This is a genomic window from Mycobacterium sp. 1245111.1, from assembly GCF_001673405.1.
Taxonomy (GTDB): domain Bacteria; phylum Actinomycetota; class Actinomycetes; order Mycobacteriales; family Mycobacteriaceae; genus Mycobacterium.
Window position 1 is genome coordinate 44,436 of record NZ_LZLV01000012.1, and the last position, 14,397, is coordinate 58,832.

Below are 14,397 nucleotides of genomic sequence, written 5' to 3' on the forward strand. Positions count from 1 at the left end.
ACACACAAGCGATCAGGTGAGATGAGCGCCATTGGTATTGCTGTCATCAGCGGAGTCCTGCTGGGACTGTGCCTGGGCACTCTCGGTGGTGGCGGCTCCATTCTCGCCGTGCCCATCCTCGTATCAGCCCTCAATGTGGGGCCACGACCAGCGACCAGCGCCTCACTGATCATCGTCGGGCTGACCTCCGCCGTCGCCGCGATCGCTCATGCCCGCGGTGGCCGGGTGCGGTGGAAAGCCGCCACGGCGTTCGGGGTGATCGGCTCAACCACCGCATTCGCGGGGTCGATGCTCAACCGTGCCGTCAACCCTCAACTCCTGATGATCGCGTTCTCCGTGCTCATGGTGGCCGCCGCGATCGGGATGCTGCGCCGCACCACACAACCCCGACACCAACCGGACCCGCCCGCCGCCGAGACCGGCCACCCCGTCGCGGTGCCGGCCGCGACGATGGCCGCGGCCCCCGCGGCGCGACCACAGACCCGCGTTGCTTGGGCCGGCAAGTTCGTCGCGGCGGCGCTCATGGTGGGATTTCTGACCGGATTCCTCGGCGTCGGCGGCGGGTTCCTCATCGTGCCCGCCCTGGTACTGGCCATGGACTATTCGATGCCCATCGCGGTGGGCACATCCCTGGTCATCATCGCCATCACCAGCGCGGGCGCCTTCGCGGCACGTCTGCCCGCCGCTCACATCCCCTGGACACTGGTCGCGTCGTTCACTGCGGCCGCCATCGCGGGATCTCTGAGCGGCACCGCTATCAGCGAACGCATCTCCGGTGCCAAGCTCACCCGAAGCTTCGCCGTCGCACTGATCGCCGTCTCCGTCTACGTCGCCCTCACTGCCGGATTACACCTCGCGCACGAGCACCCGCCGAGTCCCTAAGTCAGACGACTTCTAGGGGGTCAAAATTCAGAAGTTGACTCGGGGTTACTTTTAGCAAGTTGTTGACACTGGTCACGGCGGTATGCCGAGCAACCCGAGATACTTGAGTACCTCCAACGACTCGTGGAGAGTGGCGGACTGGACGCACATCTGCGCACGCAGACCGAAGTTGTCGACCTGACCTTCGACGAACAGTCCGGGCGTTGGACACTGTCCACGAGCTCGAACGAGACGATATGCTGCGATGTCGTCGTCTCGGCCGTGGGTCAGCTGTCCTTACCCCACATACCTGATATCGCCGACGCAGACACCTTTCAGGGGCCGCGCTTTCACTCGGCGCGTTGGGACCGGTCGGTTTCGCTTCGCGGCAAGCAAGTAGCCGTCATCGGCACAGGAGCTAGTGCGATCCAATTCGTGCCGCACATAGCCCCGCGAGGCAGAGCATGTCACGCTATATCAGCGCACGGCTCCGTGGATCTTGCCGAAGTGGGACAGCAGGTATGGAGTCCTTCACCACAGGGTGAGCGGATTATTGCCGATGGCGCAGCGCCTCGAGCGTTTCGCGGTATGGCTACTTTTCGAGTTGCTCGCTGTGACGCTAGTCGACGCGAAGCCCCTCTCACGCGTCCTCGGTGCGATCGCGCGCCGCCACCTACATCGGCAGGTTGGCAGCCCATCTTTGCGCGAGCAATTGACGCCTTCCGACGCGCCAGGGTGCAAGCGAGTGCTGTTCTCGAATGATTACTATCCAGCAATCGCGAGTGATCGCGTGTCGTTGGTGCCGAAGGCTATCGCAGAGCTCTGCGACAAGGGTGTCAAGACCGTGGATGGAGAGTTTCGTCCTGCAGATGTCGTGATCTACGGAACCGGTTTTCGCGCCACCGATTTTCTCGCCCCGATGTCCGTGCGCGGCTCTCGCGGAGTCTTCTTGGCCGAGGTGTGGAAGACCCAGGCATACGCATATCTGGGCATCACTGTCCCCATGTTCCCGAACCTGTTCCTGCTTTATGGTCCCAACACGAATGTGGGCTCGGGGTCGATCCTCTACATGATCGAGTCACAAGTCCGTCACATCACAACGCTCATCAAGGTCGTGGCTGCTCATCCGGGTCATGCGGTCGAGGTCAAGTCAGAGATCGCGCAACGTTACAACACGCGCTTGAGAAGGCGACTACGGAGGTCGGTGTGGGCGCTGTGTGCGAGCTGGTATCGAACCTCGAGTGGGGAAATCCCGACGAACTGGCCGGGGCCGACCTTGGTTTATCGACTTCTCACGCGGAAGCCGCGCAGCGGCGATTACGTCTTGAGAAAGGTCGGGCGTCTAAAGGTCGGAGGCCCCGCTGCACCGAGTCTGCCGGGTCCTGGGCCGGCCATGGGTGCGAGACGCGCACTTAACCCCTAGTCCAATAATGTCCAGATATTGACATCGAGTGCATGTTTGTAAAGACTGGTGGAGACGCCGTCAGAGCGGCCCAGCGTCCAGGAGGAACCATGACGAATCACCTTCTCGCACCTGCGCACCACGTGAAGGAGCGGTTGTCCTCTGTGATCATGGTCCCCGCGCCTCACGCCGTCGACGACAGATGGCGTCGATGGAGCCGGGACTGGCCGGTTCGTGAACTGGCACCGGCACCCGCGGGCAGTGGATTGAAAGCCGTGCGGGGGGATGCCGGACTGCCCTTGGTGGGTCACACGCTCGACTACATACGATTCGGCTCGGATTTCAGTCGAGAGCGCTACGACCGTCTGGGTTCGGTGTCGTGGATGGGCGCGTTCGGCACCAAGATGGTGGTCATCGCCGGCCCTGACGCCACTCGAGAGGCGTTTACGAGCGAAGCGAAGGCATTCTCTCAGGATGGCTGGTCCTTCCTGATCGACGCCTTCTTCCATCGCGGTTTGATGCTCATGAGCTTCGACGAGCACTTGATGCACCGGCGCATCATGCAGGAGGCGTTTACGCGTCCGCGCCTGACCGGATACGTCGAACAGGTGACCCCATGCGTTCGCTCGGCAGTGCCTGCGTGGCCGGTGGGCCCGTCGGTTCGAATCTACCCACTGTTGAAGGAACTCACCCTCGACATAGCTACCGACGTCTTCATGGGCGGCCGTGGCAAGGACGAGAGCGATGCTGTCAACAAGGCGTTCGTCGCTACGGTCCGGGCGGCGAGTTCCCTTGTGCGTGTTCCGCTTCCGGGAACCAGATTCCGCGCTGGTGTGCGAGGCCGGCGCGTCTTGGAGGACTACTTCTTCCGGCATCTGCCTGCCGCGCGAGCGGGTGAAACGGAGGATCTGTTCGCTGCTCTCTGTCAAGCCACGACCGAAGACGGGGAGCGGTTTTCCGACGAGGATGTGGTGAATCACATGATCTTTTTGATGATGGCGGCCCACGACACCTCGACGATCACCACCACAGCGGTCACCTATTTCCTTGCCAAGTATCCGCAGTGGCAGGAGGCTGCGGCTGCGGAAGCCGCGGCCATCGGTGACGGGTTGCCCGATATCGATGTCCTGGAGAAGATGACGGTCATCGACCTCGTGATCAAGGAAGCGCTCAGACTGCTTGCACCTGTTCCGCTGGTGACGCGCAAGACGGTTCGAGATGTCGCCATCGACGGATATCACGTCCCCGCGAACACGTTGTGCGCCATAACGCCTGCCGTGAATCACTTCGATCGAACGATCTGGAGTGATCCGGAGCGGTTCGATCCCTCACGTTTCGACGAGCCTCGGCGCGAAGACCAACACCACCGATTCGCCTGGGTTCCGTTCGGAGGTGGAGCGCACAAGTGCATCGGCATGCAATTCGGGACGCTCGAGGTCAAAGCAATCCTGCACAGGATGCTGCGTTCGTTCACTTGGAAGGTTCCGGAGAACTATCACGTCCGATGGGACAACACCTCGCTGCCCATTCCGGTGGACGGACTTCCGTTGGAGATGAAGCGCCGATGACCGTCGACCACAGGCCCTACCTCGAACCCACGGAGTTTCTTGACTGGCAACAAGATTCGGTACGTGACTTCGTGTCATCGGCGATCCGTGGTGCCTGCGGCGACACCGAGAAGGCCATCGCCATCTTCACCGCGGTCCGTGACTCCATTTGGTACGACCCGTACACGGTGACCGACAACCCACACGCGTATCGCGCCAGCACCGTCGCGACCGCAGAACGGGCCTACTGCGTCCCGAAGGCCGTGCTGTTGACTGCAGCATGCCGAGCGGCGGGAATCCCGGCGCGGCTGGGGTTCGCCGACGTCCGAAACCACCTCCAGACCAAGACATTGCGCGAGCGGATGGGTGGTGCCGACGTTTTCGTCTACCACGGCTACAGTCTCATGCTCCTCAACGGTGCGTGGGTAAAGGCCACCCCGGCGTTCAATCGCGAGCTGTGCGCACGTTTCGGTGTCTCGCCGATCGAATTCGACGGCTGTAGCGACGCGCTACTCCATGGTTTCACCGCTGACGGCACCCAGCACATGGAGTATCTGCGCGACCGGGGAGCCTACGACGATCTACCCCTAGCAGACATCCTGCGAGCACTGAGAACGCATTACGGCACATTCATCGACCAGCCGAACAGCCGTCCCGACCTTTTCGCCTGAAAGCGCCCTGCACGATGCAAAGCACAATGCAAAATGTTCCCCTGTCGGTTTCGGCGATCGTTCAGCATGCGGCAGCCATACACGGTGACAGCGAGGTCGTCACTCCGACCGGAAATGGATATCGGAGAACGCCTTACCGCGGTGTGCTGGCGCGAGTGGCTCGCCTTGCCAATGCGCTGCGCAGCCTTGGCATCACGGCAGACCAACGCGTTGCCACCTTCCAGTGGAGCAACCAGGAACATCTGGAGGCCTACTGTGCGATTCCCTCCATGGGCGCGGTCCTGCACACGCTCAACATTCGTTTGGCCCCGGAGCAACTCGCGTACATCGCCAACCACGCGAGCGATCAGATCGTCCTAGTCGACGCTTCGGTTGCCCCGTTGTTGGCGCGCGCGCTCCCAGGGATGGCGTCGGTGCACACCGTCATCGTCACCGGAGAGGGCGACCTTGCCCCGCTACAGGGATGCGGGAAGACCGTTCTGCGTTACGAGGAAGTGCTTGCCGGCCAAGAAGAATCATTTGACTGGCCTGAGCTCGACGAGCTGTCCGCCGCGGCCATGTGTTATACGAGCGGTACCACCGGAGATCCCAAAGGCGTCGTCTACAGCCACCGTTCGACGTACCTTCACTCCCTGACCGCCTGCACAGCTAACGCTTTGTCAGTCAGCGAGGCCGACCGTGTTCTGGCCATCGTCCCAATGTTTCACGCCAATGCGTGGGGGCTTATTTACGCAGCGTTGATGTCCGGTGCGGATCTCGTACTGCCTGACCGGTATCTCCAAGCCGAACCGTTGGTGTCGATCATCGAAGACACCAGACCGACCTTGGCCGGTGCAGTGCCGACGATCTGGAACGATGTTCACCGATATCTGGATTCGCACCCTGAGCGGGACATTTCTTCGTTACGGCTGGTCGCGTGCGGGGGGTCTGCTGTTCCGCTTTCGTTGATGCGGGCATTCGAAGAGAAGTACGACGTGCCCATTGTGCAGGCCTGGGGTATGACCGAAACCTCTCCGTTGGCGACCGTTGCACGTCCGGTTCACAGAGCCGACGCGACGCGGCGCTGGGAGCTGCGCGCATCCCAGGGCCGACCGATCTGCGGTGTCGAAATCCGGTTGCGGGACGACGACGGGAAAGACGTGCCGTGGGACGGGCAATCAGTTGGGGAGATCCAGGCGCGCGGTCCCTGGATCACCGGGTCCTATTTCGGAAACAACGATACGGAGAAGTTCGACGAAGGATGGCTGCGTACCGGTGATGTGGGCAAGATCGACGCCGAGGGCTATCTGACACTGACCGACCGCTCGAAAGACGTCATCAAGTCAGGTGGCGAATGGATCTCCTCGGTGGAGCTGGAAAACACGCTGATCGGCCACCCTGCCGTGTACGAAGCGGCGGTAGTCGGCGTCGCGGACGATAAATGGCAGGAAAGGCCGTTGGCGCTTGTCGTCGTCCACCCCGGAACCGACGTTGACATTGACCAACTCCGATCGTTCCTTGCGGACAAAGTCGCCAAATGGTGGATTCCCGAGCGATGGAGCTTCGTGTCCGATATTCCGAGGACGAGCGTCGGAAAGTACGACAAAAAGGCCATCCGTGCGCGCCACTCTGCCGGCGAATACCTCATCGAAATCGAAACGTCATAACGTCAAATCCCTGGAATTCCAACAGTCGGAAGGTAATCATGTCCTCACCAATCTCTCCCTGGATGAATGCCGAATTACTCGAGCTTCGTGACCTCGCTGCGAAGTTCTTCTCGGCCGAATTGGCGCCGCATGCGAACCGCTTTGCAGACCAGCACCACGTCGACCGAGAACTGTGGAACCGAGCAGGCGAGCTGGGCCTGCTCTGCATGTCTATACCTGAGGAATACGGCGGAGGCGGTGGCACTTTCGCGCACGAAGCGGTCGTGCTTGAAGAGCAGGCCCGCATAGGTGACAGCTCATGGGGCGCGGGACTGCACAGCGGAATCGTCGCCCACTACATCCTGCAGTACGCGACTGAAGAGCTGCGCGCGCAGTGGCTTCCCAAGATGGCGTCCGGTGAAATGATCGGCGCGATCGCCATGACAGAACCGGGGACCGGGTCCGATCTGCAGAGCGTCAAGACAAAAGCCCTCCTGGACGGTGACGAGTACGTGATCACCGGCTCCAAGACTTTCATCACCAACGGCCAACAGGCCGACCTCATCATCGTTGTTGCCAAGACAGATCCGAGCCAGGGCGCTGCGGGCATCTCTTTGATCGTTGTCGAGGCTGACCGGGCGGGATTCCGGCGCGGCAAGGTTCTCGACAAAATCGGCCAGCGCGGCCAGGACACCTCCGAGTTGTTCTTCGATGAAGTGAGAGTTCCGCGCTCGCATCTACTGGGCCAGTCTGAGGGACAGGGCTTCATTCAGCTGATGACGCAGCTGCCACAAGAGCGACTCATCGTCGCGGTGGGGGCTGTCGCAGCGATGGAACTTGCCCTGGAGCAGACGCTCAAGTACACGCGTGAGCGGGAGGCGTTCGGTCGGCCCGTCTTTGGCTTTCAGAACACCAAGTTCACGCTGGCTGAAGCCGCGACAGAAACGCGCATCGCACGAGTGTTCCTCGACTACTGCATCGACCTGCACCTTGCGGGTCAACTCGACGTGCAGACCGTCGCCATGGCGAAGTGGTGGACCACTGAGCGAGCGATGAAGGTACTCGATGACTGTATGCAGCTTCACGGCGGATATGGCTACATGACCGAGTACCCCATCTCGAGGTTGTGGGTGGATCAGCGCGTGCAAAAAATCTATGCCGGCACGAACGAGGTGATGAAGGAAATCATCTCGCGTTCCCTATGACTCAGAGGAGTTGCCGCCCGCACGTTAGTCATCTAGAGGAGGAGGACTGATGGCATCGATGGTGGTGCCGTATCGCCACGACATGGGCGGCCACTGCGGATCGGGGGCTCTTCGGGATTTGACCGAATGGGCCGGGATCCGTTGGGGTGATGACACCCCGGACGAAGGCATCGTGTTTGCTCTCGGCGGGGCCCTCGACTTCTCGTATGTTCGCTCGGCCCACCTACGTCCACCGATCTACCTCGTTGGACGCAGCGCGGACCTCGAAGACGAATACTTGACCCGGTTGGGCGCGCGCTTCGAGTGTCGTTCGACAGACGACCCCGATCTCGGGTGGAAATGGGTGACCGAACAGATCGATGCCGGTACGCCGGTCATGGTGTGGACTGACATCGCCGAATTGCCCTATCTGAGAACGCGTCTGAGTATGAGCCGGCACGATGTCGTGATCGTAGGGTACGACGACGACGAGGAACTCGCCTTCGTGGTCGATAACGATCGCGATACACCTCAAGCCGTGCCTTACGAGAATCTACGGAAGGCGCGGGCATCGACGGGATTTCCCGTCCCCACGCGGCACACCACCTACGTAGTCGAGTGGCCCGGCGCGGCACCAGATCTCGGCAATGCTGCCCGGTCGGCCTTCCGTAGGTCCGCGGACGCGATGCAGGGTTCGTGTGTGAGCGCGCCGATCACCGAGGACTCCGATTGTGAAATTCAGGTGCGTGGGCTACCAGGGGTATCGACTTTTGTGGAGGATCTCAAGCGGTGGCCGAAGATCTTTGACGACGATACCCTCGACGGAGCCTTGTTTGCGCTGAGCGCCTTCATCGAAAAAGCCGGAACCGGAGGCGGTCTGTTCCGAGATCTGCAAGCACGTGGATGTCGGCGCATCGCTGAAGAGTTGAGTTTCGAACCTGCGTTCCGAGCAGCGGAGGCTGCGAAGACCGCATCTGAGTTGTGGACCGCTGTTGCGCACACCGCTTACGAACGCGGTGCAGATCCGCGCTCGCGAGCGACTGGCGCGGCGTCCCTCGCTGCGCAGTTGCCGCAAGCCGAACGTCGACTCGCGCAGGCGCTGAGGGAGGCAGGTCTACTGCTGTGAGTCCTGATTGCCTGTGGAGGAAACCAACCCGGGTGCGACCTAACGGATTTCTTTGTGAGTGCTTGGAATGCGTCAACAGAATGGAGATTCACGATGGCTGTCTTCGCTGATGCGGAAGAGGTTTACCGCTACCTCGCCGGCATCTTTCGACGAGGTTTGGAGAACGAAGACCTTGCGAACAGACTTGCCGGGTCCGGGGTGGTGTTACGGATCCACTACACCGATCCGGATGCGGTAGTAACCGTGGATATGCCGGAGAAGGTCGTAGAGACCGGCGCGGACAGTGGCGTTACACCGAATGTCGAATTGTTCATGTCCGCGGATACCGGCAACAGGTTCTGGTTGGGGAAGGTGAACTTGACCATGGCGATGGCGAAAGGAACTGTACGAGCGAAAGGTCCTGTCACCAAACTGATCAAGCTCATACCGCAGGCAAAGAACCTCTTTCCGGAATACCGGGCAATCCTTGAGGCCGACAAGCGTCACGACCTGCTCAATGTGTGATGTCGGTGCGGTACCGCGCCCGGGCCCGGGTGAGCGGCGCGGGCCTCTGGGCGATGTGCCCGGAGATCATCCAGGACAGTTCGCGCGACCACCGTGCGCGGTCGGGATAACTACTCGAGAAGCGTAATTCGATAGAAGGGACTTCAACATGAAGACACGTGCGGCTGTTTTGTGGGGCTTGGAGCAGAAGTGGGAGGTCGAAGAAGTCGATTTGGATCCGCCAGGTCCCGGGGAGGTCCTCGTGCGGCTGGCGGCCACCGGCTTGTGCCATTCCGACGAACATCTGGTGACCGGCGACCTCCCGATCCCATTGCCGGTAGTGGGGGGTCATGAGGGTGCTGGCACAGTCGTGGAGTGCGGCGAAGGGGTTGAGGAACTGTCCGAAGGTGATTCTGTCATCTTGACCTTCCTTCCCTCGTGTGGGCGCTGCTCGTACTGCGCGCGCGGCATGGGCAATCTCTGTGAGTTGGGAGCGGCGCTCATGATGGGACCGCAGATCGACGGCACCTATCGCTTTCACGCACGAGGCGAGGACGTCGGGCAGATGTGTTTGCTCGGGACGTTTTCCGAGTACACAGTGGTGCCGCAGGCGTCCGTGGTCAAGATTGACGGCGGAATCCCCCTGGATCGGGCAGCCTTGATCGGTTGCGGCGTCACGACCGGTTACGGATCTGCGGTGCGGACTGGGGAGGTGCGCGCCGGGGACACCGTCGTGGTAGTGGGAGCGGGCGGAATCGGAATGAATGCGATTCAGGGCGCGCGAATCGCGGGAGCGCTGGCGATTGTGGCGGTCGATCCGGTGAAGTTCAAGCGAGAGCAAGCGAGCGGGTTCGGTGCGACGCACACCGCGGCCTCGATGGATGAAGCTTGGTCGCTGGTCAGCGATATGACGCTGGGCAAGCTGGCTGATGTCTGCATCCTCACCACCGATGTGGCTGAGGCCTCCTACACCGCGGAAGCGCTGGCCTTGGTCGGAAAGCGCGGGCGCGTCGTGGTCACGGCCATCGGGCACCCCGACGACTCATCGATCTCAGGATCACTGCTTGAAATGACGCTTTACGAGAAGCAGATTCGTGGCGCTTTGTATGGCTCATCCAATGCGCCGCACGATATTCCGCGACTGGTCGAGCTGTACTCCGCTGGGTTGTTGAAGCTCGATGAGTTGGTCACCCGCGAATACTCCCTCGACCAAATCAATGAGGGCTACGAGGATATGCGTTCAGGAAAAAACATCCGAGGGCTGGTCCGGTTCTGAAGAGCATCATGCCCACTGCTGGTCTTCATGTCCTTGCGTCGCTGCAGATCATGCGGCCGGGCCGCTTGGGTGGTTGGCGTCGCGTCCTTCTTTCCCGTCGTGAGGACGGCAAGCATCAGACACCTCATAGATCATTTATCACATTCTCTGGAGGCTGAGATGACGGACGCTGGCACGACCACGGCAAGCGGGGATGGGGCTGCTCGTTTCGCTATCGCCCCGGAGGTGTGGACCACGCCGGAGCGACGAGCGCTGAGCCAAATGGCGCGGTCTTTCGTGGAACGTGAAATCGCGCCGAAGCTAGCGGAATGGGAGCACGTGGGTGAGATTCCGCGCGACCTGCATCTCAATGCTGCCGAGGTGGGGCTTCTCGGAATCGGGTTCCCGGAAGAAGTCGGCGGCAGCGGCGGCAATGCGATTGACTCTGCACTGGTCACTGAGGCCATCCTGGCCGCAGGCGGGTCCACTGGCGTCTGCGCCGCCTTGTTCACCCATGGCATTGCCCTTCCCCACATTGCCGCCAATGGCTCCGACGCCCTGATTGAACGATATGTCCGTCCTACGCTCGCAGGAAAGATGATCGGCTCGCTGGGCGTTACCGAGCCTGGGGCAGGCTCAGATGTCGCGAATTTGCGCACACGCGCGGTGCGCGAAGGGGACACCTACGTGGTCAACGGAGCAAAGACGTTCATCACCAGCGGAGTTCGGGCGGACTTCGTTACGACGGCGGTACGCACCGGCGGACCGGGTTACGGTGGAGTTTCATTGCTCGTGATCGACAAGAATTCGCCTGGATTCGAAGTGTCCCGCCGGTTGGACAAGATGGGATGGCGATGTAGCGACACCGCCGAGTTGACTTTCGTCGACGTTCGCGTACCGGCTGAGAACCTGGTGGGGGCAGAGAACAGCGGGTTTTTGCAGATCATGCAGCAGTTTCAGGCTGAACGGCTCGGCATCGCCGTCCAGGCGTACGCGACGGCGGGTAGGGCTCTCGATCTTGCCAAGAGTTGGGCGCGGGAGCGTGAAACGTTCGGTAGACCCTTGACGGGGCGCCAGGTGATTCGCCATAAGCTTGCGGAGATGGCTCGACAGGTCGACGTGGCGTGCACCTACACCCGTGCGGTCATGCAGAGGTGGCTAGCGGGGGAGGATGTCGTTGCCGAGGTGTCGATGGCCAAGAACACCGCTGTGTATGCGTGCGACTACGTGGTCAACGAGGCGGTTCAGATCTTCGGTGGGATGGGCTACATGCGTGAGTCTGAGATCGAGAGACACTATCGAGACTGCCGGATTCTCGGAATAGGCGGCGGCACCAACGAAATCATGAATGAGATCATTGCCAAACGTATCGGACTCTAGTTCTTGATACCAGTAAAGAAAGTTCTCACATCGCAGGTCAACGACGGTCAGGCGGCTGTTGGTCCAGCCTGCCGCTCGCGGCGTCTCGATGCGGCGAGGAGCGAGGGCAGCTGCGCTTCGTCGTGATGCCAGAGCTGTGGTGGCCTGCGACTTAGTTCCGGCGCCGGTCGTGGGTGCATGTGTGCGTGGCGGCGGACGGAGGGCGAAGCGCAGGGAGCGGCGCGGACGGGAGCGCCAGCGGACGGGAGCAGAGCGAGCGTAGCGAAGCCTGCAGGTAGCCGCCGTTCCTCGCAGATCCTGGCCTCCAGGATCTACGTCATAAGCTGCGAGGGGGCTGCGTCATGGTGCTGTGGCTCGTAAGCTGGCGGCTGTGAGCGGGGTTCTGACGCAGCGTGCACGGCGCGAGACCGAGATGCGGCTGGCTGAGCAGCCGCGGCGGTTGGCGCATGTCCGGGGCGTCGCGGCGACTGCCGAGCGGTTGAGTCGGCGTTTCGATCCCCAGACAGCGGACTGTCTGGTCGCAGCGGCGTGGCTGCACGATATCGGTTACGCATCGTCGTTGCGCCGGACCGGGTTTCATCCGCTCGATGGAGCGGAGTACGTGCGAGCGGCCGGCTTCGGGGAGCTGGCCGCCTCCTTGGTGGCCTTTCATACCGGAGCGCACGCGGAGGCTGCCGAGCGGGGCTTGTCAGGCTTATCCGCGTTCAGTGATCCGCCCAGCGATTTCCTTGATGTGCTGACTTTTTGCGATCTGACGACCGGACCTGACGGGGCGCCGATATCACCGCGCGATCGGTTACGCGACGTGCTGTCGCGTTATGGATCCGAGGACCCGGTGCACCGGGCGGTCGACGCGGGCCGCGACGAATTGTTGGCGGCCGTCCGGCGAGTACGCGACTGGCTATAAACCCAGCCGGTTAGCCGAGGTAGGGGCCGTCGCGGTGTTGCAGGTAGTGCTCGATGCGCAGCCTCATCGACGGATGCATATCCAGGTTAGGGATCTCGTCGGGTGCAGTCCAGGCGATGTCCGTGCTTTCGTGGTCGATGGCAAGGGTGCCGCCGAGCACCGTGGTGGTGAACAGGAGCGAGAATTGCTGGCGGACTTCGCCATCGGTGAACGCGACCACGTGGCGGGGATTGGTGTAGACACCGACCAGACCCGTGACTTTGACGTCAAGCCCGGTTTCCTCTTTGACTTCCCGCACGGCGGTGTCGGCGATAGTTTCGCCGATGTCGTGGCCGCCGCCCGGTAGCGCCCACAGGGTGTTGTCGCGGCGTTTGATCAGCAGAATGCGACCGTGTTCGTCGGTGACGATGGCCGAGGCCGACGGAACGACACTGTTGGGCGCCGGGGCGTTGGGGTCGTTGTAGTAGTCGGTGCGCATCGGGGTCAGCCTTTCGAGGTCAGCGGTCTGGCATGGTCCCAGACCTGGGTGAAAGCGTCTTCAAGGGTGGCCCAGAGCCGTGGCTCGTGGTGACGTGACAGAACCAGCACAGGGTTGTTGCGCCCGGCTGAGCCGTAGATGTGGAAGTTGACGATCATGGCGTCATCGACCCGAAAGATCGACGTGTAGAGCGCGGTGTCGTGGGTGCGGATGTCCAGCCCCGGGGTGCCGGCGTGAGGGGCGAGCAGTTCCACGGACGTGCGGCAGCGGGCGATGACGGCCTCGCCGATCCCTTCCTCCTCGCCGCGCAGGATCGTGGTGGGGGTGTCGGGGTCCCCGACGAGAAACCGCACCGTCACACCGCGGGCGGCGGCGGCGAGCAGGGTGTCGAGGAATCCGTCGAGGGTGTCGAACAGGAACGTGGCCGCCAGGACGAGGATGTCGATGCCGGTGGTGGCGTCGGCGAAATGCTGCTGCCACATGGTGATGGGTAGCTGGGTGCGGCTGGCATACAGGGTCGCGGTGAACGGCCCACCCGCAGACGCTGTTGCCACTGCGCTCGCGGTGGAGGGTGGGTACTGGTTGGGCCACAGGTCATGCGGGGTGCAGTCGAGCACCTCGCTGGCTCTGTGGGCGTTGTGTTCGCGAATTCTGTAGTCGCTATCGGCCAGCCAGCGTCGCACCGACTTGATATCGACACCCACCGCGGTGGCGAACCGCTGCGAGGACAGACCTTTGGCGTGTAGCCGGTGCACGAGGCGATCGTTGGGAGTGATGGCGGCCTCGGTGCCGTCCTGCTCGTCCATCGTGCCAGCGCACATCTTCCCGTGTCGTCCGTATCCATCCCTCAGCGCGTGGTGTCTAGTTTGCCATGCGACTGCCGCCACCCGGCGGCGATAGTGCCGGTGTGATGTCCGTGGGTATGTCCGGGCCGTGTCCGAAATGCCCGTGGATGTGTCGGAAATGTCGGCATATGTCTCTCGCAACGTCCGTGATGTCCACGTGAACTGAGTCCAGCGCCGGACCGGCGTCAACAGCTCACGAAAGGACCAGTAGGACAATGCGTTTGAGAATCGATACGTCTGGGACTCGTTTTATCGTCACCCGTGCTCCTGAGCCACGGCTGAACTTCGAAACCGGCGCCCCGAAAGTCGACACCGCCACCGGGATGCCGATGTACGCCACCCAGGTCCTCGCGCTGGATGACTCCGGCGGCGAAGTGCTCATTGTCACTGTGGCAGGAGACCCCAAAGTGACAGTCACGCAGCCTGTTTCGGTAGTTGGTCTGGTGGCCATCCCGTGGGCCCAAGGTGATCGCAGCGGGGTGGCGTTCCGTGCTGATGCCCTCACCGCCGCCACCGCCAGTGGTGCTGCGCCGAGTGAGCAGACACGCCCGCAGAAGTAACAACCCCCAAGCGGGTGTGGGGTGCGGTGAGCAGATCATCGCACCCCGCCACCCCGACACCCCGGGCATTGCT

The 14,397-nt window shown here is 62.0% G+C and carries 13 protein-coding genes and 1 pseudogene; 12 read left to right on the forward strand and 2 right to left on the reverse strand.

Annotation, left to right across the window (positions count from 1 at the left end; all coding sequences use genetic code 11):
• Positions 1–21 precede the first annotated feature (21 nt).
• From A5658_RS02515 to A5658_RS02565, 11 genes and pseudogenes are all read left to right on the forward strand, one after another.
• A complete protein-coding gene (locus A5658_RS02515) occupies positions 22–882 on the forward strand; it encodes a sulfite exporter TauE/SafE family protein (protein ID WP_067330774.1) in 861 nt (286 codons plus the stop codon).
• Positions 883–951: 69 nt separating this feature from the next.
• A pseudogene (locus tag A5658_RS02520) lies at positions 952–2,284 on the forward strand (flavin-containing monooxygenase); the annotation flags it as partial.
• 89 nt (positions 2,285–2,373) lie between these two features.
• Positions 2,374–3,831 carry a cytochrome P450 gene (locus tag A5658_RS02525; protein ID WP_067330778.1) on the forward strand — a complete coding sequence of 486 codons (1,458 nt, stop codon included), beginning with the start codon at positions 2,374–2,376 and terminating at the stop codon, positions 3,829–3,831.
• Complete coding sequence (locus tag A5658_RS02530; RefSeq protein ID WP_067330781.1) at positions 3,828–4,481, forward strand: transglutaminase family protein; 654 nt, start codon at positions 3,828–3,830, stop codon at positions 4,479–4,481. Before A5658_RS02525 ends, A5658_RS02530 begins: the two co-directional genes overlap by 4 nt.
• A gap of 26 nt (positions 4,482–4,507) precedes the next feature.
• Positions 4,508–6,127 (forward strand): fatty acid--CoA ligase, encoded by a 1,620-nt coding sequence (locus A5658_RS02535; protein ID WP_156751220.1) that lies wholly within the window; start codon positions 4,508–4,510, stop codon positions 6,125–6,127.
• Positions 6,128–6,165: 38 nt separating this feature from the next.
• On the forward strand, positions 6,166–7,311 hold the full coding sequence (locus tag A5658_RS02540) for an acyl-CoA dehydrogenase family protein (RefSeq protein WP_005086582.1): 1,146 nt from the start codon (positions 6,166–6,168) through the stop codon (positions 7,309–7,311).
• Positions 7,312–7,360: 49 nt separating this feature from the next.
• On the forward strand, positions 7,361–8,416 hold the full coding sequence (locus A5658_RS02545) for a BtrH N-terminal domain-containing protein (RefSeq protein WP_067330788.1): 1,056 nt from the start codon (positions 7,361–7,363) through the stop codon (positions 8,414–8,416).
• Positions 8,417–8,509: 93 nt separating this feature from the next.
• Positions 8,510–8,920: an SCP2 sterol-binding domain-containing protein gene (locus tag A5658_RS02550; protein ID WP_005110592.1), complete on the forward strand. Its 411-nt coding sequence runs from the start codon at positions 8,510–8,512 to the stop codon at positions 8,918–8,920.
• A 148-nt stretch (positions 8,921–9,068) separates the two neighbouring features.
• Entirely contained in the window at positions 9,069–10,175 is a 1,107-nt protein-coding gene (locus tag A5658_RS02555; protein ID WP_005086578.1) for an NDMA-dependent alcohol dehydrogenase, read from the forward strand.
• Between the two features lie 159 nt (positions 10,176–10,334).
• Positions 10,335–11,534 carry an acyl-CoA dehydrogenase family protein gene (locus tag A5658_RS02560; protein WP_067330889.1) on the forward strand — a complete coding sequence of 400 codons (1,200 nt, stop codon included), beginning with the start codon at positions 10,335–10,337 and terminating at the stop codon, positions 11,532–11,534.
• Between the two features lie 370 nt (positions 11,535–11,904).
• Positions 11,905–12,441: an HD domain-containing protein gene (locus tag A5658_RS02565; protein WP_067330792.1), complete on the forward strand. Its 537-nt coding sequence runs from the start codon at positions 11,905–11,907 to the stop codon at positions 12,439–12,441.
• 10 nt (positions 12,442–12,451) lie between these two features.
• Here the strand turns inward: A5658_RS02565 and A5658_RS02570 are convergent, their stop codons facing one another.
• Together A5658_RS02570 and A5658_RS02575 are read right to left on the reverse strand one after the other, a co-directional pair.
• On the reverse strand, positions 12,452–12,919 hold the full coding sequence (locus A5658_RS02570) for an NUDIX hydrolase (protein WP_005086575.1): 468 nt from the start codon (positions 12,917–12,919) through the stop codon (positions 12,452–12,454).
• Between the two features lie 5 nt (positions 12,920–12,924).
• Complete coding sequence (locus A5658_RS02575; protein ID WP_067330794.1) at positions 12,925–13,725, reverse strand: XRE family transcriptional regulator; 801 nt, start codon at positions 13,723–13,725, stop codon at positions 12,925–12,927.
• Between the two features lie 254 nt (positions 13,726–13,979).
• On the opposite strand from A5658_RS02575, the gene A5658_RS02580 reads away from it, so the two are divergent.
• Positions 13,980–14,324 carry a hypothetical protein gene (locus A5658_RS02580; RefSeq protein ID WP_005086573.1) on the forward strand — a complete coding sequence of 115 codons (345 nt, stop codon included), beginning with the start codon at positions 13,980–13,982 and terminating at the stop codon, positions 14,322–14,324.
• Positions 14,325–14,397 lie beyond the last annotated feature (73 nt).

Excerpts from the sequence above, each read along its gene's own strand:
- A5658_RS02540 (WP_005086582.1), top strand. The coding sequence starts at position 6,166 with ATGTCCTCACCAATCTCTCCCTGGATGAATGCCGAATTACTCGAGCTT.
- A5658_RS02555 (WP_005086578.1), top strand. The coding sequence starts at position 9,069 with ATGAAGACACGTGCGGCTGTTTTGTGGGGCTTGGAGCAGAAGTGGGAG.
- A5658_RS02545 (WP_067330788.1), top strand. The coding sequence starts at position 7,361 with ATGGCATCGATGGTGGTGCCGTATCGCCACGACATGGGCGGCCACTGC.
- A5658_RS02525 (WP_067330778.1), top strand. The coding sequence starts at position 2,374 with ATGACGAATCACCTTCTCGCACCTGCGCACCACGTGAAGGAGCGGTTG.
- A5658_RS02550 (WP_005110592.1), top strand. The coding sequence starts at position 8,510 with ATGGCTGTCTTCGCTGATGCGGAAGAGGTTTACCGCTACCTCGCCGGC.
- A5658_RS02570 (WP_005086575.1), bottom strand. The coding sequence starts at position 12,919 with ATGCGCACCGACTACTACAACGACCCCAACGCCCCGGCGCCCAACAGT.
- A5658_RS02575 (WP_067330794.1), bottom strand. The coding sequence starts at position 13,725 with ATGGACGAGCAGGACGGCACCGAGGCCGCCATCACTCCCAACGATCGC.
- A5658_RS02530 (WP_067330781.1), top strand. The coding sequence starts at position 3,828 with ATGACCGTCGACCACAGGCCCTACCTCGAACCCACGGAGTTTCTTGAC.
- A5658_RS02580 (WP_005086573.1), top strand. The coding sequence starts at position 13,980 with ATGCGTTTGAGAATCGATACGTCTGGGACTCGTTTTATCGTCACCCGT.
- A5658_RS02560 (WP_067330889.1), top strand. The coding sequence starts at position 10,335 with ATGACGGACGCTGGCACGACCACGGCAAGCGGGGATGGGGCTGCTCGT.
- A5658_RS02515 (WP_067330774.1), top strand. The coding sequence starts at position 22 with ATGAGCGCCATTGGTATTGCTGTCATCAGCGGAGTCCTGCTGGGACTG.
- A5658_RS02535 (WP_156751220.1), top strand. The coding sequence starts at position 4,508 with ATGCAAAATGTTCCCCTGTCGGTTTCGGCGATCGTTCAGCATGCGGCA.